The organism is Glutamicibacter arilaitensis Re117, from assembly GCF_000197735.1.
Taxonomy (GTDB): domain Bacteria; phylum Actinomycetota; class Actinomycetes; order Actinomycetales; family Micrococcaceae; genus Glutamicibacter; species Glutamicibacter arilaitensis.
This window is the reverse complement of sequence record NC_014550.1, coordinates 1,231,931-1,251,491: the sequence shown is the minus strand read 5'-3', so window position 1 is coordinate 1,251,491 and position 19,561 is coordinate 1,231,931. Positions and strand designations below refer to the sequence as shown.

The window sequence follows — 19,561 nt, the reverse complement described above, 5'->3', positions numbered from 1 at the left end:
TTAGATCTCCATCCCGAAGTGCTGGCTGAAACGGATATCGCCCTCGATCATGTCGTGCATGTCGGGCACATCGTTGCGGAACATGAGCGTGCGCTCGATGCCCATGCCGAAGGCAAAGCCGGAGTACTCCTCCGGATCAATGCCCGCAGCGCGCAGCACGTTCGGGTTGATCATGCCGCAGCCGCCCCACTCGATCCAGCGCGGGCCGCCCTTGGCACCTGGGTGCCAGATGTCCAGCTCGGCCGATGGCTCGGTGAATGGGAAGTAGGCAGGGCGCAGGCGGATCTGTGCTTCGGCGCCGAACATCTGCCGGGCGAAGTGCTCCAGGGTGCCGCGCAAATCGGCCATGGTCAGGCCCTTGTCTACGGCCAGGCCTTCGAACTGGTGGAAGACCGGGGTGTGGGTGGCATCGAGTTCATCGGTGCGGAAGGTGCGTCCTGGGCACAGCACGTAGACCGGCACCTCGCGCTCGAGCATCGAGCGGACCTGTACCGGGGAGGTGTGGGTGCGCAGCACCAGGTGCGCGTCGGCAGGTTCCACGAAGAAGGTGTCCTGCATTTCGCGGGCCGGGTGGTCCGGCTTGAAGTTCAGCGCATCGAAGTTGAACCATTCGGATTCAACTTCCGGGCCTTCGGCGATTTCCCAACCCATGCCGACGAAGATGTCGGCGACGCGGTCCTGCAGGACCGAGAGCGGGTGGCGGGCGCCAACGCTGCGGCGGCGCGCTGCCGCGGTGACGTCCACGGTTTCCTCTATGAGGATGCGGGCGGCTTCAGCTTCTTCAAGCACCACGGTGCGGGCGGCCAGGGCCTTGTTGACTCGTCCGCGGGCCGAACCCACGAGCTTGCCGGCCACGGCCTTTTCCGACTTGTCCAGCTTGCCGATCTGGCGGTTAGCCAGGGATAGCGCGGACTTCTCGCCGGTGTGCGACAGGCGGGCTTCTTTCAACTCGTTCAGGTCACCTGCGGCTTCGATGGCGGCCAGGGCGGCATCTACCGCATTGGCAATGCCTGCTTCATCGGTCGGGTGCGGAACGTTGGACTCCCCGTCGGGAGCTTGTCCAGTTGTCTGATCAGACATGGGATCGATCGATCCTTACTCTTATCTTGTACTTACGCGTAGAACACTTTGCTTCCATTCTATGGCTAAGGGCCCGTGATCGTTTCACCGATGACGGGCCCTTAGCGTGAAGCTTCTTACCTTGAAACAGGAATCCTACGAATTAATGCGCTTCCTTGGAAGCTTTCGGTGCGAAGGCACCAACGAAGACGAAGGTCAGCACCAGCAGTGCTCCGCCGAATACGGCGGCATAGAACATGGTGTGGTCGACCTTGCCGGTGGCCTGGTAGGAGGCGGCACCCTGGATCATGTCGAAGGTGACGGTATGGTGCTGCGCGGTGCCCGGGGAGTGCGAGGTGACCGCGCCCGGGAAGGTCACGTGCAGGTTCGCTTCTGTGAACGAAGAATCCACTGCGGCCTTGTCCCCTGGCATCGAGAAGGTGTATTCCTTCCCGTCATCGCTCAGGTTGATTTCGAAGCCGAAGAGGCTGAAAGCATCTGCCAGCTGGACGTAGGTCATCGGGCTGGTGGTTTCGAAGCGCAAGCCGACATTTTCGCCATCGTCGACTTTGCTGTAGCTCCACTGATCCCCCAGCTGCTCTTCCATGGCCGCGACGTCGATCTGGCTGTTGAGGACTTCTTCAAAGGTGACGCCGTTGAGCGTCGACTTGTGCAGGGTCAACTGCATGGCCCCGGCAACCTTGTCCTTGCCCAGGACGTTGACTTCTGCGTTCATGTTGACGCAGCCAGAAAGTGCTAGGACGGCGGCGAAGGCCAGAGCGATAACGCTCATAAATCGCTTCACGAAAAAGTGCTCCTCAAAAATATCGACTACAAGCAAAGTGCCAGAAGATGGCGTGGTAATAAGCTTACGGGTGATTACTGCTGTGACCCGGAACGCGCCTGGGCCAGGCATGCCGCCACGATGGGAGCATCAGCGGGAATCCAGTCAACGACCTCGCCCACCTGGTCATCGAGTTCCAACCATGACAGCTGGTCGTGCCCATCGAGGGTCGCTGGTTCACCGTCGGTGATCTGGGCGAACCACATGCGCATGGCCGCTTTCTCATTCAGCTGCCAGCCTTGTGGATGCGGTCCGGGGATCGGCGCGCCCAAGCGCAGCTGAACACCCAGTTCCTCGCGCAGTTCCCGGCGCACGGCCTCGACTTCGCTCTCCCCCGGTTCCACTTTTCCACCGGGAAATTCCCAGAGCCCGGCAAGGGCTTCTGGTCGATTCCGGCGGGCGGCGAGCAGTTTGGTCGGCTGGGCCAGGTCATCGACGATGGCCACAGCTACAATTTGCTTCAGTTCTGCAGGCATAAAGTTTCAGTTCTATCCGATTCGCTTAGCGCTGGGCACGGGCCGATGCGTACAGGCACACGGTTGATGCGGTGCCCACGTTCAGCGATTCGGCAACACCGTACAGTGGCACAGCGACCCGGTAATCGGCGGCTTGCTTCTCATGCTCGTCCAAGCCCTGGCCTTCATTGCCGAACAGCCACAGGGTGGGTGCTTCGAGTACCGGCTGACCTTCGGGGGCTTCGGTACCGGGCTGGTTGGCACGCAGCACCGCGGCATCCTGCAGGGTGTCCAGGTTGTGGGCGGCGTAGCCGTCGGCTGCCAGCACCTGGCTTCCGGTGGTCTTCGCGGCGGCGATCAGGTGGTCGAATTCGACGTTGTTCAGGACTGGCAGGTGGAACAGCGAGCCGACGGTGGAGCGTACGGCCTTCGGGTTGTAGATATCCACGCTGCCCTTGGTCAAGATGACCGCGTCGGCTCCGGCGGCGTCGGCTGCACGCAGGATCGTGCCGGCGTTGCCCGGGTCTTGGATGCGGCATAGCACGGCGATCAGCTTCGGCTTGGTGTCCAGCACTTCGCTCAGCTGCGGCTGGGACATGGCGACGACCGCGAGGATGCCCTGCGGGGTCTGGGTGTCCGCCATGGCGTGCAGCACTTCGCCGGTGACGATGCGCGGTTGGATCTTGGCATCTTCCAGCAGTGTTTCGAATTCTTCGTGGCTTTCAAGGAATCCACCAACGACGTAGACGTTCTGGACCAGGTTGTCGTCCTCCAGATGCGCTTTGAGTGCTTCGCGTACGGCCTGAGGGCCTTCAACGAGGTACTCGCCGGTGGCTTCACGGCCCTTGCTCTTGGCCAGACGCGCGATGGCCTTGACGCGTTCAGCACGTGGATTGGACATCACTTCTGGAGGAAAACTGCTCATATATCGAGAATACCGGTAGAAACACACAAAGGGCGGGTCCGCGCAGTACGCGCGACCCACCCTTTGGTGTGATCTGTCCTACCTGAGCTTTAGCTCAAAGGGAGAAAAGATTTACTTCATCTGCTGACGGGATTCGCCGCCAGCTGGTTCGAAGCCTGCAGCCTTAGCAGCATCGATGGAGTTGAACCAGAACTCAGCTTCAGTCTGGTCGTACCAGGTCGAGCCTGGAACGTGGTACTTGTTCGAGCCAGCGTTGCCCTTGATAACGAAGCCCTCAGGTGCAGCTTCGCCTTCAACAGCCTTGACTACGCCTTCGCCCTCAACGGACTTTGCAGCAGCCTTTGGAGCCTTAGCAGCCTTTGGTGCAGCAACCTCAGCAGCAGCCTTTGGGGCGTTGACGTCAGCTGGAAGAGCGTCCTTTGCAACCTTTACCAAGGTAGCGAAAGCGTTCGAGTCCGAAACAGCCAGCTCTGCGAGCATACGACGGTCAACCTCGATCTGAGCAGCCTTCAGGCCCTGGATCAGACGGTTGTAGGTCATGCCGTTGGCGCGGGATGCAGCGTTGATGCGCTGGATCCACAGGCGGCGGAAGTCGCCCTTGCGCTTACGGCGGTCGTTGAAGCTGTAAACGAACGAGTGGAGCAGCTGCTCCTTGGCCTTACGGTACAGGCGCGAACGCTGACCGCGGTAGCCCTTTGCGCGTTCCAGAACGACGCGACGCTTCTTATGGGCGTTTACTGCCCGCTTCACACGTGCCACGTGTGTACTCCTTCAAGTCAGTTCCCCAGTGCCCGCGATTGTGCGGGATGGGTGAAATCTATGGGTGGTGGGGTATTGCTTCCCCGTATTGCGAAAGGGGGAGCTTAGAGGCCCAGCATCCGCTTGATGGTCTTAACATCGGCCTTAGCAACGATCTGGTCAGAAGCCAGGCGGCGGGTAACGCGCGAGGACTTGTGCTCCAGGTAGTGGCGACGGTTGGCCTGCTGGCGAGCGAGCTTACCGCTACCGGTCAGCTTGAAGCGCTTCTTGGCGCCACTGTGAGTCTTGAACTTCGGCATAGCTGCCGTTCTCCTTACGTGCTCCATCCGGTAAAGCACCGGGTGGGGATCATCCGAAGCGGGCCCCGATAAAGGTGACCGCTGTTGTTCTCTTGTAGTTGGACCTTCCTAAGAGGAAGATCCTTCACCGTGAACGGTGACGGGCTCGAAAGCCCAACAGGCTTGGCTAGGCGTCGCCTTCAGCTGCCTGACGTGCCTGCTCCAACTTGGCGCGGGCTTCATCATCCATGGAAGCTGCGACATTCTGGCCCTCGGTCTCAGCTGGAGCGTCGGTGCGAATCTTTCGCTTAGCCGAGTTACGGCCACCGGACTTCTGCTGCTGTTCGCGGCGAGCCTCTGCCTTGTTCTTCAGCGGACCAACAACCATGACCATGTTTCGGCCATCGATGCGTGGGCTGGACTCAATGATTCCAACCTCGGCGACGTCTGCTGCAAACTTTTCAAGCAAGCGAATGCCCATCTCTGGACGCTGCTGCTCACGACCACGGAACTGGATCATGGCCTTGACCTTGTCACCGGCGCCCAGGAAGCGCAGTGCGTGGCCGACCTTGGTCTCGTAGTCATGGGTATCAATCTTCAGGCGGAAGCGAACTTCCTTCAAGACCGTGTTGGTCTGGTTCTTACGAGCTTCGCGAGCCTTGACAGCGGCTTCGTACTTGTACTTGCCGAAATCCATCAATTTGCACACTGGAGGCTTGGCGCTGGGTGCCACCTCGACCAAGTCCAGATCGGACTCGAGAGCCAGGCGAAGCGCGTCCTCAATACGGACGATGCCTACCTGCTCACCATTGGGGCCGACGAGACGTACCTCTGGCACGCGAATGCGCTCATTAATGCGTGGATCGCTGATGTGTCACTCCTGAAATTCGTAATCCATGACCGCAAACAAAGAAGGCCTCCGTCTGCGATTGCAGGCGAAGGCCAAAAGGAACGACACAGCTGAGTTCAGGAAAATTCCTGCGTCAAAGCTTGGGGATTGCATTGCTGCGATCCTGCCGAATTACCCGGAAGCCTGGAAACGGCGACAGCGGGTGGGAGTTGGCCTCCACTTGCATGGCTCAATACTAGTACGAATCCCTCGTCCAGGGCTAACTGGAGAACTGTGAGAAGTACCGGCATCGAGTCGGTCTGTGACAAGCTTAGCAGTATGACTAACGAAGACACCAACTCACACCAGCACGCTGTCGATCAGCAGGTGCGCGATATCGCTGAAGTTGCAGCCGTAGAAATCATCACCACGGCCGCTGTCCACCTGATGAGTGCAGCCGCAGTTAAGTGCGGCCTCGCCGAGGGCGAAGATGCCAATGAGCTGAAGGATCTCGATGAGGCCCGCAAGCTGATCACCGCTCTGGCAGGCCTAGTCACCGCCGGTGCGCCTGAGATTGGCTCGCAGCACGCAGCACCGTTGCGTGATGGACTGCGCAGCTTGCAGCTGGCCTTCCGTGAAGCTTCGATCATCCCGGATGCACCAGGCAAGGGTCCGGGCGAAAAGTTCACCGGACCGGTCAACTAAGTAATAATCGCTAAATTTTAAGAGATTAACATCATGGACTCGTTTCGTTCGGGAAACGGGTCCTTTGTTGTTTGGATCACCATGGTAGCTTGCAAGCATGCAACTACTCGAACAACCGGTGATCGATGCCGGTGCCTACCGGCTCCGGCCGTTCCAGCACAGCGATATCCCCACGGTTCGGCAGGCATCGGCGGATAGCTACATCACGCAAATCACTACCGTCCCGGTTCAGGGAACCGAAGCTGAGTACGCGGACTTCATCGAACGACAGCACCGCAGGGTCGCTGAAGGCAGCGGGTACTCATTTGCCATCGCAGAAGCCACCACAGATCGCGCCGTGGGCCAGATCGGCTTCTGGCTGCGCAATGCCAACCACGGGAGAGCCAGCATCGGATACTGGACCGCACCGGAGTACCGCAGGCGCTCGGTTGCCAAGCACACATTGGAAGCTCTGGCCCGCTGGGGCTTGGAACATCCTGGAATCGAGCGGGTTGAGCTCTATGTTGAGCCGTGGAACGAGGGGTCTTGGCGGACCGCTGAGGCTTGCGGCTTCCAATGCGAAGGGCTGATGCGCAGCTGGGAACAGGTAGGCGCCACCCGCAGGGACATGTACATGTACTCGCGGCTGAAGGATACGGCCAGCGCCTAGGCGATAGGTTCCAGTCGCTGGCGCCGCGCACGGCGTACCCGTCGGCGGATCTGCTGGGCAATCAGCGCAACCACCACTACGAAGCTGGCCATGGCACCGATCCCGATAAATGCTGGAGCGGCTCCGAAGGTGTCCACGAAGATGCCGGTGATCGGCGAACCCAATGCGGTACCAGCGGTCATTGCCGAGCCGTACCAGCCCATCGCCTCGCCACGGCGCTTCTCGGCCACCAGATCGGTGAGCCATTCCGAAGCCGCCGACAAGGTTGGCGCGCAGAGGAAACCTGGCAAGGCTGAGAACAATGCCAACGACCAGGTATCCCAAGCGAAGTACATCGGAATGGTCAGAATTGCCATGCTCAGCAGCAGGACCAGTGGTGAAATGACCCGCTTCATCGAACCGTAGATCAAGCCGCCAATCAGCGAAGCACCGCACCAGAACAGGAATACCAGGCCCAGCTGGTGGCTTTCCTGCGAGGCATCCAATTCAGCCACGATGGCTACCTCGGTGCCGGTCAACAGCATGCCGGCTCCCGCCGAAGCGATGAAGACCGCCAGCACCGAAGCACTGACCCAGTTGAAGCGATTCTTGAAAGCACGGCCCCGCTGCTTGATTCTCGCGCGGGCAGACTTCATGCCCGCCGCGATCAGCTCGCCCTCCACTTCATGCACGCCCATGGGCGCTGCTGCGATGAAGCTCGCTTCGGCGCCCAAGCGTTCTTCGTGGACATTGGCCCGAGTGGCAAGCGCCTTGGGGTCATCACTGCGCGTGGGCGGATTGAGGATCATGAGCGCCAGTCCCGCAACCGTGGAGGTCACGCCGATCACGCTCAGGCCGATCACGCTGCTGATCTGCGTGGCCACAATGCCTGCACTGGCCGGTCCAACAATGAAGACCAATTCGGTGGCGGTCGCATCCAAGGCAAAGGCGGTACGGCGTTGCTCGCCGGTAGTCATGATGCCAAGTGCGGTACGCACTACCGAGAAAACCGGCAGAGCGAAAAGGCCGCCGATGAACGCCAGCGGGTAGACCCAGACCAGCGGAACATGCGGCACCGTGCACCACACGAGGGTTTCCACGATGACCGACGGGATCATCGCCCGACGCAGTCCCCAGATATCTACCCGGGCGCCGCGCCACGGAGCACCAATGGCGATGCCCAGCGTCATTACCGCGGTGACCAGGCCAGCTGATACCCACGATTGGTCGAGGTTGTTCACCAGGTGCAGGAGCAGCAGCATGCTCAATGCAGAGTGCGGAAGGCGGGCAATCATGCCGATCAGCAACAACAATGAGATCTGCGGTTGACGCAAAATCTGCCAATAGCTTTTCATGCCCGGAAAGTTCCTTACCTAATCACAAGGAGCCCGCCGGCTTAGTTCGGCGCGCTGTGCAAACTGAGTTCAAGAGAATCCACTGCTTCAGCGAATTCGGTGTTTTGGGACAATCGTCCGTGTAGTGCGCGAGTAGTTTCGCGTGCATCGTCCTGACTCGTGCCAGGAGCGAAAATAAGCTGCAGGTTCAGCTCCGGGCCAGGACCTCCCCCAAGGACGACCTGGCCGTCCTTGCTTCGGGAGCCTACTCCCTTGCCCGGGGCCACCTTGACGGTCCGCAACTGGTTGAAATCCTCAATTGCATTTTGGACCAGGCTAGCGACCTGCTGGCTTTGATAGCTTGGAATCCAGTCCACCTGCTTGGCGAGGGTCCAAAGCCCCGGTCGTCGCAGCACGAATGTGAAATCGCTTCCCGGATCAAGGACTAGCAGCTGGCATTCTTCGCTCACTGCAGACAGCGCGGCGCGTGGGGCATACACTGCTACCGGCCGCGCTTCCTTATGCCAAGCCTGCAAACGTTCCACAGTGGTGAAGATTGGCAGAGCCATACGGCCATCTGGAGCCTTGATCTTCACCAGGGCCATGTCCGCTTCCTTATCGGATGCGAAACCGTGCTCCGTCATGGCTTCTTCACCGAGCTGAGCTACCACTGCGACGAAAACCCTGGCGTTGGCCAGTGATTTATGCACTTCGCTCTCCCCCGCGCTGCCTTCACGCAGGGCGGTGAGTGCGGCGAGGACATTTGCGTCGGCTTTGCCGTCGTCCTTGTCGAAGTTATGCAGTGGGTTGCCTTCGCCGCTGAGATCTCGGCCTTCCCAGTCCTGACCGGCTGAGTCGGTTTGAGAGCCTGCCTGTGCCAGCGCGGCAACGATATGTCCCGGCAGATGGCGTTTAGGTGCAGATGGCGGTTGCTCAGTACTCATAGGATCCATGCTATCTGTGGTTTCAAGGTTGGTGCAGTGAAGTTCTAAAACTGTGTTCATGAGGTTGGACACCCCGCCGCCAGCACTTCAGATTTCCATTCGCTGCTCACGCGTGAGGATATTTGCCTAGGCGGCAGAGCACGGCGATTCTGCTTCGCATAGAGGAAAAGGCGATTCAAAAGCGTGAGCTTCTGAATCGCCTTTTCCAAAGACTGCGTGGAGCCTAGCGGCGCCCAGCAACATCCAATGCTTCTTGCAGCGTGAACTGGCCCGAGTACAGGGCCTTGCCCATGATGGCACCTTCGATGCCTTCTGGAACGAGTTCGCGCAGAACGCGCAGGTCCTCCAGCGAGGAGATGCCTCCCGAAGCAACGATTGGCTTGCTCGTCTTAGTTGCGATCTCCCGCAACAATTCAACGTTCGGTCCTCGCAGGGTGCCATCCTTGGTCACGTCGGTCACGACGTAGCGGGCACAGCCGGCATCTTCAAGGCGTGCCAGCACGTCCCAGAGGTCGCCGCCGTCCTTGGTCCAGCCGTGGCCGGACAAAGTGGTGCCGCGAACGTCCATGCCCACCGCGATCTTGTCGCCGTGGCGTGCAATGGCCTGCTTGGTCCATTCAGGGTTTTCCAGTGCTGCGGTACCAAGGTTGACTCGGGTTGCGCCAAATTCAAGTGCCCGATCCAAAGAAGCATCGTCGCGGATGCCGCCGGAGAGCTCGACCTTGATGTTCAGTTCCTTGGCGATGCGCTGGACAATGTCCACGTTGCTGCCACGGTCAAAGGCCGCGTCCAGGTCAACCAGATGCAGCCATTCTGCTCCGGCGTTCTGCCACGAAAGCGCCGCTTCCAGCGGATCGCCGTATCCGGTTTCCGAACCGGCTTCGCCCTGAACCAGGCGTACTGCCTGGCCGCCAGCGATATCTACAGCAGGCAAAAGCTCGAGAATTGGTTGCTCGCTCATGATGTCCTTTGTGAAGAAGTAATGAATTTAGTAGGTCAAGGTCCAGGCGGCGATGAGGCTCAGGCCTGCAAGCACCCACAACGCGATGATCCATGAGATGTGGGCTTTCTGGCTCTTAAGCGAGATCGCTCCACCTGCGAGGAAGGCACCGACAACGCCCAGAATTAGGGTCCACATCTTTAGAGCGTCCCCAACCAGTTGCGAAGCAGCTGAGCTCCAGCATCGCCGGACTTCTCAGGGTGGAACTGCACCGCCGAAAGCGGGCCGTTCTCAACGGCTGCCACGAACGGCGTGCCATGCGTTGACCAGGTCACCTGTGGTGGGGTCATCGCTGGCTGGGTGACATCGAATGCCCAGTGCAGCACGGCGTAGGAGTGCACGAAGTAGAATCGTTCATCTTCGATGCCAGCAAAGAGCTTGGAGCCTTCGGGCGGGCGTACGGTGTTCCAGCCCATGTGCGGGATGACCTCGGACTGCAGTCGTTCGACTTTGCCTGGCCATTCTCCAATGCCCTCAGTTTTCGCACCGTGCTCCACGCCTTCTTCGAAAAAGACCTGGTGGCCGACGCAAATACCCAGTACCGGCAAGCCGCCAGCGATACGGCGGCCAATCCAGCGCAGCGCACCGGTTTCTGTCAGCTGTTCCATCACCGAGGCGTACGCGCCCACGCCGGGAACGACCAGCCCGTCGGCAGCCACAATCTTCTTTGGATCAGCGGTCAATTCCACTTCGGCACCGGCAGCTTCCAAAGCGCGCACGGCCGAGCGCACGTTGCCTGAACCGTAGTCCAGAACAACTACAGTTTTCTTTTCCACTTACAGGGCACCCTTCGTGGATGGGATCTTGTCGCCCATGCGCTCATCGCGCTCTACTGCTTCGCGCAGGGCGCGGGCAAAGGACTTGAACTGCGCTTCGACGATATGGTGCGGATCGCGACCCGAGAGCACCTCGATGTGCGCGCAGATCTGCGCGTGGAAGGTGATGGCTTCAAAGACGTGACGGGTCATCGAACCAGTGAAGTGACCGCCGATCAGGTGATATTCCTGGCCTGCTGGTTCACCGGAGTGCACCAGGTATGGGCGGCCCGACACGTCGACGACCGAGCGGGACAGTGCTTCATCCAGTGGCGCATAGGAGGTGCCGAAGCGGCGGATGCCGGCCTTATTGCCAAGTGCAACGCGCAATACTTCACCAATGGTGATGGCAGTGTCTTCAACCGTGTGGTGAACATCGATATGGGTATCACCGGTGGCGCGCACGGTGAGGTCGATGAGCGAATGCTTGGATAGCGCAGTCAGCATGTGGTCATAGAACGGCACCGAGGTGCTGATCTCAGAGACACCGGTACCATCGAGGTCCAGTTCAACGAATACGGACGATTCGCTGGTGACGCGTTCCATGCGGGCGCGGCGTGCACCAATCAATTCGGCAGACATGTCTTCCTTCGCTTGTCTTGGATTACTTCTGTGAGCCGAGCAGTTCGGCAAGCCGTTCTAAGAAGGCTGTGGTTTCGGATTCGGTTCCTGCAGTGACGCGCAGGGTTCCCGGGATTCCATTGTCGCGGATGATGATGCCGGCTTCCAACAGCCCTTCCCAAATAGCATGGGGATCTTCAACACCACCAAAGAACACGAAATTGGAATCGGAGACCGAAGGCTTGAGGCCAAGTTCCTTCAGTCGGGTGACAATACGGTCGCGTTGCGACTTGATGTCTTCAACTTGGGCCAGCAACAGCTCAATGTTCTTCAACGCGGCAATGGCGGTCGCTTGGGTAACTGCCGAGAGGTGGTACGGCAACCGCACCAACCGGATCGCGTCAGTAACTTCAGGAGCTGCAGCCAAATAGCCTACGCGTGCGCCGGCCAGCCCGAAGGCTTTGGACATGGTGCGCGAGACGATCAAACGCTGGCGGCCATCGAGCAAGGTCAGTGCGGATTTGGTGCTGGCCAATGAGAACTCTGCGTAGGCTTCGTCGACGATCAGCACGCCGTCATGCTCGCTCAGGGCTTCATACACTTCGGTGATGACGTCCAGGCCAAGCGCCGTGCCGGTGGGGTTGTTGGGCGAGCAGAGGAATACGATATTCGGCTTGTGCTCGCGGACCTGTGCGGCCGCGGATTCAGCGGACAGGGTGAAATCTGCAGCGCGCGTTCCGGCAATGTAAGACGTGTCTGTTCCACTAGCAAGCAGTGGGTACATGGAGTAGGTAGGAGCGAAGCTCATCAGCGAACGGCCAGGACCGCCAAAGGCTTGCAGGATTTGCTGAAGGATTTCGTTGGAGCCGTTAGCAGCCCAGATATTTTCCTTGGTCAGCGAATGCCCCAGGTAATCGGCGAGCAATTCACGCAGTTCGGTGAATTCGCGGTCCGGGTAGCGGTTCAACGTTGCCGCAGCCTTAGCCACTTCTTGGGAAATGGCGTCTACGACTGTTGGTGGCAACGGATGGGTGTTCTCGTTGACGTTCAGCTGAATGGGCACATCAATTTGTGGTGCGCCATAAGGGGATAGCCCGCGGAGATTCTCACGCAAGGGCAGCTGACTCAAAAGTTCACTGCGGTCATTCACGCATCAAGTCTACGTGCGCAGTGTGCCTGCAGGTGAATCCGCTACGAGGGCAGGTAACAAACCTGAGGCAGGTGGTGCAAGCTAGCCGGCGAGGACCGGAATGGACAAGGTCTCGCCGATCTGGATTTCGCTGCTGTTCAACGCGTTCAATTCTGCGATGTGGTCGACTGCGGAGGTTACGTCATAGCCAGTGGCGTATTCCCGTGCCAGACTCCACAGGGTATCTCCTGGAATAACGGTGACGTCCACGGTTTCGATTCCCGCCGGAGTGTTCGCTGCAGCATGCGCGTCGGAAGAAAACATTGCGATGAAGAACGCTGCTGCGACGGTGAGTGCAAAAATAGGCAGTCCAACCAGCACGGCCCATCCGCGGCGGTTGATGCGGATCTTCAGTGGCGTCTGGGTCTGATTTGAGTCAAGTGCGACGGTAGCCATGACTTTGTCTCCTCAAAAAATTCAAGTGATGCGAATGTGTATTCGAAACTATCGATTCGAAAACTTGTTCTAACTTCGTATATCTGTTCTAACAGAGGTTTGCAGGACTTGTCCAGAAGTTTTCGAACAAATCTTTGAAAGAAGCTCGCTTATCTACTAAGATTTCGAAGTAGACGAGCAATGAAAACATCACACCATCTAGCTCCGACAGTTTGGACTTACGAACTTTCGAATATTTGCTAGGGAAGGCAAAATCTCATGTCAGCTTCACAACGCACTCCCCGATCGAATGCACGTTCGCTGACGATACGCCAAAAGAAGATCCTGGAGACGATCCAGCGGTCTATCGGCAAGAACGGCTATCCACCATCGATGCGTGAGATTGGCGACGCAGTTGGCCTCAAGAGCCTTTCGAGCGTGACTCACCAGTTGAGCCAGTTGGAAAAGCTGGGCTACATCCGTCGCGATCCACGCCGTCCGCGCGCCATGGAAATCCTGCTCCCGCTGCAGCTGGCCGAAGATTCAGAGGCTGCTGAAGCTTCGAAACCAGCAGAGCCGGTCATCAACGAAGACGCCAAGATCATTGAGCTGAGCACTTCCGCTGACACGACCATGGTCCCGCTGGTAGGTCGCATTGCCGCTGGTGGCCCAATCCTGGCCGAACAATCCGTCGAAGATGTTTTCTCGTTGCCTCGTCAGCTCGTTGGACATGGCGAATTGTTCATGCTCAAGGTATCCGGCGATTCAATGGTTGACGCTGCGATTTGCGATGGCGACTGGGTAGTTGTCCGTCGCCAGCAGACGGCAGACAACGGGGATATCGTCGCAGCACTGCTCGACGAAGAAGCCACGGTCAAGACGTTCCGCCAGCGCGATGGGCATACGTGGTTGCTTCCGCAGAACTCGCGCTACGAACCAATTTTGGGCGATGCAGCAACCATTATGGGACGTGTCGTCTCCGTGATGCGCTCACTCTAATAGTTGCCCCTCGATTGCGCTGGTGCTTGGCACCAGCGCAATCTTCGTTTGATGCGCTAGCGCCCAGTGCTTGATTCGAGGCCGGCCGCGGCGCAGAAGATCATCCAACGCTGCACTGCTGCTGAAAGCCGGCGTGGCTCTTGGTCTTTTAGATGATGCGAGGTCGCCATGACCAGCGTCTTGGCGGTGTCGCGGCTAGAGGCCTCCAACCGCTCATCGGTGGCGGCAAGAGCCAGGTAGCGGCAGAGGATCCCCGCAAACAGATTGCCATCTCCTCCATGGTTGAATGCCAGCACCCCTGATTCTGAGGCCAGGGACTGCGCGGTCGCTTTGATCAGCACCTGGGCATGAGCCAGGTCCGCAGGTTCGCCGAGCTCAAGCAATGCACCAAGGACGGTTCCCTGGTTATAACTGTAGACCGCTGGTTCCAGCCGGTGTCCGCGTTCATTTATCCGCAGTCCGTCCAAGTACAGCCCGTGTTCAGAGCTGAACAGCTTAGCTTCCAGCCATTGCAGAAGCTCACGCGAGATATCCTTCTGTCCTGTACGGGCGAAGAACAATGCCGCTGGCGCGTTAGCGGGCGTGTTTTTGAAGTCCCGCTTCCTGGACCAGTACAGGCCACCGTCCAGTACATCATCCTTGCCTTGATGAAGCTGCTTGCCCAGCACTCGCACTGCCAGCTGTGCATGCTTGTTCTTCTTACCGGACGCCTCATGGGTGAACCGAACCAAGCGTTCGCTGGCCAGGGCCAGCCATGCCATATCGTGGAAAAAATAGTTGGGCAGGACCCCGAAGTTCCGCAGGTGGATGCCACGCAATAAGGCGTTGGCCAGGGCTAGTGCTTCGCCAGCCAGCTTGTCGTTGCCTTCATTCAGGTACGCGTAGCCATCATCGATGATGGCATCCAGGTAATGAGCCTGCCACCAGTAGTTCCATTCACTGAAGGGATGCGAGAGCCCGTTGAGGTCGCTGAGCATGCTTCCATCGAGCAATCGTTGCGCTGTGCTGTAGCTGCGTCCAATCCACGTTCCAGGCAACCCCATGAGGCGATGCCCAAAGCGAGCGTGGGTATCGATCGCGGTTTGATGTGCCAATACCTGCATGGAATCCATGGCGCCTTTCCGACTCAAGAATTATCGCTTCTAATGCCGACATTAGCGCATCAGGAAACCTTCAAGCCGCTGGCGGTTAAATGACTTGAGCTGCCCCTTATCCAAGGGCAGCTCAGAATCATATGTTGGCAATGGCTGTTATTCGCCCGGGTTCAGACGCTTGAGAACACCGGAGATGACCTTCTTATCAACCGTTGGCCACATCGGCGGCAAGGTAGCTTTCAAGAAGCTTCCGTACCGTGCCGTGGCCATCCGCGAATCAAGGATCGCTACAACGCCCTTGTCCCCAACCGAGCGGATCAAGCGCCCAGCACCCTGGGCCAGGCGGATCGCCGCGTGCGTCGCGGCAACCTGCATGAACCCATTGCCACCGTGTTTGGCTACGTCCTCAGAACGGGCCTTGGAGATGGGATCATCGGGGCGCGGGAAAGGGATCTTGTCGATGATCACCAGGCGGCACGAATCACCGGGCACGTCCACGCCCTGCCACAGGGTCATGGTTCCAAAGAGGCAGGTGTCCCGTTCGCTGCTGAATTGCTCGACCAGTGATTTCATGCTGGCTTCGCCCTGGCACAAGATTTCGACGTCCAGGCGCTCGCGCAAGATGCTGGCTGCTTCTTCTGCAGAACGCTTGGAAGTGAACAACGCCAAGGCGCCGCCACCCGAGGACTTGATCAGGTCTTCAATCTCATCCAAGGTCTCGGCCGCTAGCTGACGGCCGGGCTTCGGCAGGTGCTTGGCGACATAGAGGATGCCCTGCTTCGGGTAATCGAAGGGACTGCCCACGTCCACGCCGGTCCAAGAGGGTGCGCCAGCACCCATCAAGCCCAGGGAACCTGCGACTGAATCAAACTGCGATCCGATGGCCAACGTGGCGCTGGTCAAGATGACCGTGCGTCCGTCGAACAGGCCTTCGCGCAACTTGCCGGCTACCGACAGTGGCGCCACGTTCAAGGTGGCCGGCTGAGTTTCATCAGCCTCGACGTAGCCTCGGCCTTCGACGAATTCGCGTGGACGGGTGGTGTAGAGGACCTCGCGCCGCTCTTCGCATTCGAGCATGCGAATCGCATCATCCATAACGGCTTGCAGCTGGGAGCGTGCGGTCTGCCGACCGCCATCGGCCGGCGCATTGGCTTCCGGCTTGGACAATGCCAGCGCCAAGCGGGCCTGCTCCACAATGTCGTTCAGGGCAATGCCCATATCTTCGCGCAGGCCCTGTTCCAGCAAGCCTGTGGGCACGCCGGTCAGCGCTTTCTCCAAACGGTTGGCGGCCTTGACCATTTCATCGACGTTGACACCGCAATGGCGTTTGGCTCCACCAGCAGCGGTCAGCACCATGCGCGAAGAAAGCGCACCAGAAACCGAACTGGTGACACGATCTTGCAGTTCGTGGGCCTCATCGATGATCGCGACTTCAAAGTCCGGCAGGACCGAAAGCCCTTCAAAGGCCGAAACCGCCAGCAGCGCATGGTTGGTGATCACCACATCGGATTCGGCCGCGCGAGCGCGCGCCATTTCCGAGAAGCACTCGTCGGCCATCGGGCACTTCTGCGAGCCGAGGCATTCCATGGCCGAGACCGAGACCTGTTTCCAAGCCTTGTCGCTGACGCCGGGCACCAGCTCATCGCGGTCACCGGTTTCGGTCTCTTCAGCCCATTCGCGAAGTTTCATCACTTCGCTGGCCAGTGGAGAGTAGGTGGTGCCAGCAGGTACTGCTGGCTCATCCATGGAGAACAAGGTGCCCTCATCATCCGGGTACCCGCCACCGAGCTTGTACTGGCACAGGTAATTGGAGCGGCCCTTGAGCAGGGCCACGTCCATTGGGCGCGAGAGCTTGCCCTTGAGCGATTCAAGCAATCGCGGTACGTCACGGCCAACAATCTGCGATTGCAGCGCCAACGTCGCGGTGGAGACAATCACTGGCTTGGCGCTGGTCTGCGCATGAGCCAGGGCCGGAATCAGGTAGCCCATCGACTTACCTGTTCCGGTACCGGCCTGCACCAGCAGATGCTTCTCGTCTTCCAACGCGCTGACAACGTGCTTGACCATTTCCTGCTGGCCGGTGCGCATGGCACCGCCCATGGAAGTGACCGCGGCCTCCAGAAGTCCCAGGGCCTGCTCTTGCTTATCCATGAAGGTTGAAAGTCTCCAACTCTGCAGCAAAGGAATCTCGCACCTTGACGATCAGTCGGGTGCCGTTCTCCAGATGTTCGCTTTCCAAGATCTCAGATTCACTCTGATGCAGCTTGGCGATCAAATCCCCACGGTTATAGGGAATGAGCACCTCAAGCTGGATGCCTGGTCGTGGAATCGAGGAGCTGATCTTTTCCAGCAGCTCTTCGATGCCTTCACCGGTGTGCGCAGAAACGACGGCGGTGTTCGACTCCCGGTTGCGGATGCGTTCGATGACAAACGGATCAGCCACGTCAGCCTTGTTCACCACGATGATCTCGGGGATGTTCAACGCGTCGACTTCGCCCAGCACAGTGCGTACTGCTTGAATCTGCCCTTCAGGGTCCGGGTGGGACCCGTCTACAACGTGCAAGATCAAATCCGAATCGGCGATTTCCTCCAGGGTGGAGCGGAAGGCTTCCACCAACTGAGTCGGCAAGTTAGAGACGAATCCAACGGTGTCGGCCAGGGTGTAGGTCAATCCGTCCTCGGTCGCGGACTGGCGAACGGTTGGATCAAGAGTGGCGAACAGCGCGTTCTCCACCAGCACCCCGGCGTTGGTCAGCCGGTTCAGCAGCGAGGACTTGCCGGCGTTGGTGTAGCCGGCAATGGCTACCGCTGGAACCGCATTGCGCTTTCGATTGGCGCGCTTGGCTTCGCGTGCAGGCTTCATGGCCTTGATCTCGCGGCGCAGCTTGGCCATGCGATCGCGAATGCGACGGCGGTCCATTTCAATCTTGGTTTCACCCGGTCCGCGCGAACCGATGCCGCCACCGGCGGCACCCACTCGGCCACCGGCCTGGCGGGACATCGATTCACCCCAGCCACGCAGGCGTGGCAGCAGGTATTCGAGCTGAGCCAGTTCAACCTGGGCCTTGCCTTCACGCGACTGGGCGTGCTGGGCAAAGATGTCCAGGATCAGGCTGGTGCGGTCGATGACTTTGACCTTGACGATATCTTCCAAGGCACGGCGCTGCGAAGGAGCCAATTCTGCATCGACAACCACGGTATCGGCACCGGATGAGGCGACGATTGCGCGCAGCTCTTCGGCCTTGCCCGAGCCCAGGAAGGTCGATGGGTCTGGCTTGCTGCGACGCTGAACCAGTCCGTCTAGAACTTCGGAGCCAGCGGTCTCTGCCAAAGCGGCGAGCTCACGCAAGGAGTTCTCGGCGTCGGTGACAGTTCCTTCGCTCCAAATCCCGGCCAGCACGACGCGCTCAAGGCGAAGCTGGCGGTATTCGACTTCGGTGACGTCTTCCAACTCGGTGGACAGGCCTGCGACGCGGCGTAGGGCGCGGCGATCATCCAGGTCTTCCTGGTCCCCGTCAAAGTGCGACAGGCCGGAGGAAAAACGGTTCAGTGCCGTAGCTTGGCCGGTGAAGATTGAGCTCTCTTCTTCACCGAAGTGCTGGATCTGCGGGCTCTGCGCATCATCGGCTTCGAGAATTCGATCGATGGCGGCCTGAATCTGGGCATCGTCCATCGATGCCGAATCGTGTTCGTGTGACTCGGAGTTAGTCATGGTCTCCTTAGAAGTACTTCGCTTTCCAGAATAGTGCCGGTGGGCCCCACTTTGCGACGTGGCGCGTTCAGTTTCGGATGGTTCATCAAACATTCGTGGTCCTTTGCAAGGAGTAAAGGTCTATGAGCAGACAGGTGAATGCATGGTTACCGGTAAGCAAAGGCGAATGCGAGGTACTGGAAAGAAGTCCCGCGAAGAAAAGAAAATGACCTTGCCGTCTGCCGAAGCATGCAGGTGGGCGCACAAAAACAGTGCCGCCGACTGCGCGGATCGGAGGTAACCAAGAGGGTTACGTATTAGACGAAAATGAAAGTCATAGAGAAAACTCTATCAGTGAACCGGCTTGGTGCCCATATTGCTTTGCTCACGTTGCCGGCGCTGTTCTTTGGGTATCCGAACTGGGCGATAAACTTTGCCTATGACCTCGGATCACTACTTCACCGCCAGCCCGGCCTCAGCAGACGAACGTCGCACCATCGAAGTTGAGCTCAATGGCTCGCTGCGCAAGGTACAGACTGCATCGGGAATTTTCTCCCCTGCCGGGTTGGACAAGGGCACTGCGGTACTGCTGCAGTACGTACCGACCCCTCGCGGGCGCATTCTGGATATCGGATGCGGCTGGGGACCTATTACCTTGACTGCTGCCGAGCAGTCCCCTGACTCCGAGGTCTACGGCGTTGACGTCAACGAGCGTTCCATCGACCTTGCTCGGTTAAACGCTACGGCGTTCGGCTTGTCGAACGTTGTCGTGGGCAGCCCGGATTCCATAGATCCAAGCCTGCAGTTCGACACCATTTGGTCCAACCCGCCGATTCGCATTGGCAAGGATGCCCTGCATGAGTTGCTGATGCTGTGGCTGCCTCGATTGGCACCTGGTGGCGAAGCGTGGATGGTGGTTCAGAAGAATCTGGGCAGTGATTCGTTACAGAAGTGGCTGGTAGCTCAGCTTCCTTCCGCTTGGAAGGTCACCCGCGAGGCAACTTCCAAGGCTTTCCGGGTCTTGAAGGTCTCCCGGCCTGCCTAGTGCAAGATTCAAGGACATAATATTTTTCTTCC

At 58.9% G+C, this 19,561-nt stretch carries 22 protein-coding genes; 4 read left to right on the top strand and 18 right to left on the bottom strand.

Annotation, left to right across the window (positions count from 1 at the left end):
* From pheS to infC, 7 genes are all read right to left on the bottom strand, one after another.
* Complete coding sequence (gene pheS, locus AARI_RS06235; RefSeq protein WP_013348485.1) at nucleotides 1–1,080, bottom strand: phenylalanine--tRNA ligase subunit alpha; 1,080 nt, start codon at nucleotides 1,078–1,080, stop codon at nucleotides 1–3.
* Nucleotides 1,081–1,222: 142 nt separating this feature from the next.
* Nucleotides 1,223–1,852, bottom strand: coding sequence for an LppM family (lipo)protein (locus AARI_RS06230; protein WP_013348484.1), 630 nt, complete (start codon nucleotides 1,850–1,852; stop codon nucleotides 1,223–1,225).
* An 86-nt stretch (nucleotides 1,853–1,938) separates the two neighbouring features.
* Entirely contained in the window at nucleotides 1,939–2,379 is a 441-nt protein-coding gene (locus tag AARI_RS06225) for a (deoxy)nucleoside triphosphate pyrophosphohydrolase (protein WP_013348483.1), read from the bottom strand.
* A gap of 25 nt (nucleotides 2,380–2,404) precedes the next feature.
* A complete protein-coding gene (locus AARI_RS06220) occupies nucleotides 2,405–3,259 on the bottom strand; it encodes a TrmH family RNA methyltransferase (RefSeq protein WP_102598005.1) in 855 nt (284 codons plus the stop codon).
* Nucleotides 3,260–3,394: 135 nt separating this feature from the next.
* Nucleotides 3,395–4,042, bottom strand: coding sequence for a 50S ribosomal protein L20, sunset domain variant (gene rplT, locus AARI_RS06215; protein WP_013348481.1), 648 nt, complete (start codon nucleotides 4,040–4,042; stop codon nucleotides 3,395–3,397).
* Nucleotides 4,043–4,146: 104 nt separating this feature from the next.
* On the bottom strand, nucleotides 4,147–4,341 hold the full coding sequence (rpmI, locus tag AARI_RS06210; RefSeq protein WP_013348480.1) for a 50S ribosomal protein L35: 195 nt from the start codon (nucleotides 4,339–4,341) through the stop codon (nucleotides 4,147–4,149).
* Nucleotides 4,342–4,507: 166 nt separating this feature from the next.
* Nucleotides 4,508–5,158, bottom strand: a complete 651-nt coding sequence (gene infC, locus AARI_RS06205) for a translation initiation factor IF-3 (RefSeq protein ID WP_013348479.1) — start codon at nucleotides 5,156–5,158, stop codon at nucleotides 4,508–4,510.
* 330 nt (nucleotides 5,159–5,488) lie between these two features.
* On the opposite strand from infC, the gene AARI_RS06200 reads away from it, so the two are divergent.
* Together AARI_RS06200 and AARI_RS06195 are read left to right on the top strand one after the other, a co-directional pair.
* A complete protein-coding gene (locus AARI_RS06200; protein ID WP_013348478.1) occupies nucleotides 5,489–5,854 on the top strand; it encodes a DUF1844 domain-containing protein in 366 nt (121 codons plus the stop codon).
* A gap of 97 nt (nucleotides 5,855–5,951) precedes the next feature.
* On the top strand, nucleotides 5,952–6,503 hold the full coding sequence (locus AARI_RS06195) for a GNAT family N-acetyltransferase (protein WP_013348477.1): 552 nt from the start codon (nucleotides 5,952–5,954) through the stop codon (nucleotides 6,501–6,503).
* Here AARI_RS06195 and AARI_RS06190 read toward each other — a convergent pair.
* From AARI_RS06190 to AARI_RS06160, 8 genes are all read right to left on the bottom strand, one after another.
* Nucleotides 6,500–7,837, bottom strand: a complete 1,338-nt coding sequence (locus AARI_RS06190; protein ID WP_013348476.1) for an MFS transporter — start codon at nucleotides 7,835–7,837, stop codon at nucleotides 6,500–6,502. The two genes, AARI_RS06195 and AARI_RS06190, sit on opposite strands and share 4 nt — an antisense overlap.
* A 41-nt stretch (nucleotides 7,838–7,878) precedes the next feature.
* The gene (locus tag AARI_RS06185) at nucleotides 7,879–8,760 is read right to left on the bottom strand and encodes an SseB family protein (protein WP_013348475.1); all 882 of its coding nucleotides are present in this window, start codon (nucleotides 8,758–8,760) and stop codon (nucleotides 7,879–7,881) included.
* A gap of 223 nt (nucleotides 8,761–8,983) precedes the next feature.
* The gene (gene priA / locus AARI_RS06180; RefSeq protein WP_013348474.1) at nucleotides 8,984–9,721 is read right to left on the bottom strand and encodes a bifunctional 1-(5-phosphoribosyl)-5-((5-phosphoribosylamino)methylideneamino)imidazole-4-carboxamide isomerase/phosphoribosylanthranilate isomerase PriA; all 738 of its coding nucleotides are present in this window, start codon (nucleotides 9,719–9,721) and stop codon (nucleotides 8,984–8,986) included.
* Between the two features lie 27 nt (nucleotides 9,722–9,748).
* A complete protein-coding gene (locus AARI_RS19890) occupies nucleotides 9,749–9,898 on the bottom strand; it encodes a hypothetical protein (protein WP_013348473.1) in 150 nt (49 codons plus the stop codon).
* Between the two features lie 2 nt (nucleotides 9,899–9,900).
* Nucleotides 9,901–10,536 (bottom strand): imidazole glycerol phosphate synthase subunit HisH, encoded by a 636-nt coding sequence (hisH, locus tag AARI_RS06175; protein WP_013348472.1) that lies wholly within the window; start codon nucleotides 10,534–10,536, stop codon nucleotides 9,901–9,903.
* Nucleotides 10,537–11,157, bottom strand: a complete 621-nt coding sequence (gene hisB, locus AARI_RS06170) for an imidazoleglycerol-phosphate dehydratase HisB (RefSeq protein WP_013348471.1) — start codon at nucleotides 11,155–11,157, stop codon at nucleotides 10,537–10,539. It abuts the gene before it with no gap.
* Nucleotides 11,158–11,179: 22 nt separating this feature from the next.
* Nucleotides 11,180–12,286 carry a histidinol-phosphate transaminase gene (locus AARI_RS06165; RefSeq protein ID WP_013348470.1) on the bottom strand — a complete coding sequence of 369 codons (1,107 nt, stop codon included), beginning with the start codon at nucleotides 12,284–12,286 and terminating at the stop codon, nucleotides 11,180–11,182.
* 81 nt (nucleotides 12,287–12,367) lie between these two features.
* The gene (locus AARI_RS06160) at nucleotides 12,368–12,721 is read right to left on the bottom strand and encodes a LysM peptidoglycan-binding domain-containing protein (RefSeq protein WP_013348469.1); all 354 of its coding nucleotides are present in this window, start codon (nucleotides 12,719–12,721) and stop codon (nucleotides 12,368–12,370) included.
* Between the two features lie 258 nt (nucleotides 12,722–12,979).
* Here AARI_RS06160 and lexA point away from each other — a divergent pair, with 258 nt between their 5' ends.
* Nucleotides 12,980–13,699: a transcriptional repressor LexA gene (lexA, locus tag AARI_RS06155; protein WP_013348468.1), complete on the top strand. Its 720-nt coding sequence runs from the start codon at nucleotides 12,980–12,982 to the stop codon at nucleotides 13,697–13,699.
* Nucleotides 13,700–13,755: 56 nt separating this feature from the next.
* Here lexA and AARI_RS06150 read toward each other — a convergent pair whose 3' ends face one another.
* From AARI_RS06150 to hflX, 3 genes are all read right to left on the bottom strand, one after another.
* Nucleotides 13,756–14,811, bottom strand: coding sequence for a glycoside hydrolase family 76 protein (locus tag AARI_RS06150; RefSeq protein WP_013348467.1), 1,056 nt, complete (start codon nucleotides 14,809–14,811; stop codon nucleotides 13,756–13,758).
* A 138-nt stretch (nucleotides 14,812–14,949) separates the two neighbouring features.
* Nucleotides 14,950–16,944 (bottom strand): ATP-dependent DNA helicase, encoded by a 1,995-nt coding sequence (locus tag AARI_RS06145; protein WP_013348466.1) that lies wholly within the window; start codon nucleotides 16,942–16,944, stop codon nucleotides 14,950–14,952.
* Nucleotides 16,937–18,505 carry a GTPase HflX gene (gene hflX / locus AARI_RS06140; RefSeq protein ID WP_041648602.1) on the bottom strand — a complete coding sequence of 523 codons (1,569 nt, stop codon included), beginning with the start codon at nucleotides 18,503–18,505 and terminating at the stop codon, nucleotides 16,937–16,939. Before hflX ends, AARI_RS06145 begins: the two co-directional genes overlap by 8 nt.
* Before the next feature lie 418 nt (nucleotides 18,506–18,923).
* On the opposite strand from hflX, the gene AARI_RS06135 reads away from it, so the two are divergent.
* The gene (locus AARI_RS06135) at nucleotides 18,924–19,529 is read left to right on the top strand and encodes a class I SAM-dependent methyltransferase (RefSeq protein ID WP_013348464.1); all 606 of its coding nucleotides are present in this window, start codon (nucleotides 18,924–18,926) and stop codon (nucleotides 19,527–19,529) included.
* The last annotated feature ends 32 nt before the right edge of the window (nucleotides 19,530–19,561 follow it).

What these genes read in the sequence shown, in the direction of transcription:
- pheS (WP_013348485.1), bottom strand. Translation starts at nt 1,080, where the DNA reads ATGTCTGATCAGACAACTGGACAAGCTCCCGACGGGGAGTCCAACGTT.
- AARI_RS06230 (WP_013348484.1), bottom strand. Translation starts at nt 1,852, where the DNA reads ATGAGCGTTATCGCTCTGGCCTTCGCCGCCGTCCTAGCACTTTCTGGC.
- AARI_RS06225 (WP_013348483.1), bottom strand. Translation starts at nt 2,379, where the DNA reads ATGCCTGCAGAACTGAAGCAAATTGTAGCTGTGGCCATCGTCGATGAC.
- AARI_RS06220 (WP_102598005.1), bottom strand. Translation starts at nt 3,259, where the DNA reads ATGTCCAATCCACGTGCTGAACGCGTCAAGGCCATCGCGCGTCTGGCC.
- rpmI (WP_013348480.1), bottom strand. Translation starts at nt 4,341, where the DNA reads ATGCCGAAGTTCAAGACTCACAGTGGCGCCAAGAAGCGCTTCAAGCTG.
- AARI_RS06200 (WP_013348478.1), top strand. Translation starts at nt 5,489, where the DNA reads ATGACTAACGAAGACACCAACTCACACCAGCACGCTGTCGATCAGCAG.
- AARI_RS06195 (WP_013348477.1), top strand. Translation starts at nt 5,952, where the DNA reads ATGCAACTACTCGAACAACCGGTGATCGATGCCGGTGCCTACCGGCTC.
- AARI_RS06190 (WP_013348476.1), bottom strand. Translation starts at nt 7,837, where the DNA reads ATGAAAAGCTATTGGCAGATTTTGCGTCAACCGCAGATCTCATTGTTG.
- AARI_RS06185 (WP_013348475.1), bottom strand. Translation starts at nt 8,760, where the DNA reads ATGAGTACTGAGCAACCGCCATCTGCACCTAAACGCCATCTGCCGGGA.
- priA (WP_013348474.1), bottom strand. Translation starts at nt 9,721, where the DNA reads ATGAGCGAGCAACCAATTCTCGAGCTTTTGCCTGCTGTAGATATCGCT.
- AARI_RS19890 (WP_013348473.1), bottom strand. Translation starts at nt 9,898, where the DNA reads ATGTGGACCCTAATTCTGGGCGTTGTCGGTGCCTTCCTCGCAGGTGGA.
- hisB (WP_013348471.1), bottom strand. Translation starts at nt 11,157, where the DNA reads ATGTCTGCCGAATTGATTGGTGCACGCCGCGCCCGCATGGAACGCGTC.
- AARI_RS06160 (WP_013348469.1), bottom strand. Translation starts at nt 12,721, where the DNA reads ATGGCTACCGTCGCACTTGACTCAAATCAGACCCAGACGCCACTGAAG.
- lexA (WP_013348468.1), top strand. Translation starts at nt 12,980, where the DNA reads ATGTCAGCTTCACAACGCACTCCCCGATCGAATGCACGTTCGCTGACG.
- AARI_RS06150 (WP_013348467.1), bottom strand. Translation starts at nt 14,811, where the DNA reads ATGGATTCCATGCAGGTATTGGCACATCAAACCGCGATCGATACCCAC.
- AARI_RS06145 (WP_013348466.1), bottom strand. Translation starts at nt 16,944, where the DNA reads ATGGATAAGCAAGAGCAGGCCCTGGGACTTCTGGAGGCCGCGGTCACT.
- hflX (WP_041648602.1), bottom strand. Translation starts at nt 18,505, where the DNA reads ATGACTAACTCCGAGTCACACGAACACGATTCGGCATCGATGGACGAT.
- AARI_RS06135 (WP_013348464.1), top strand. Translation starts at nt 18,924, where the DNA reads ATGACCTCGGATCACTACTTCACCGCCAGCCCGGCCTCAGCAGACGAA.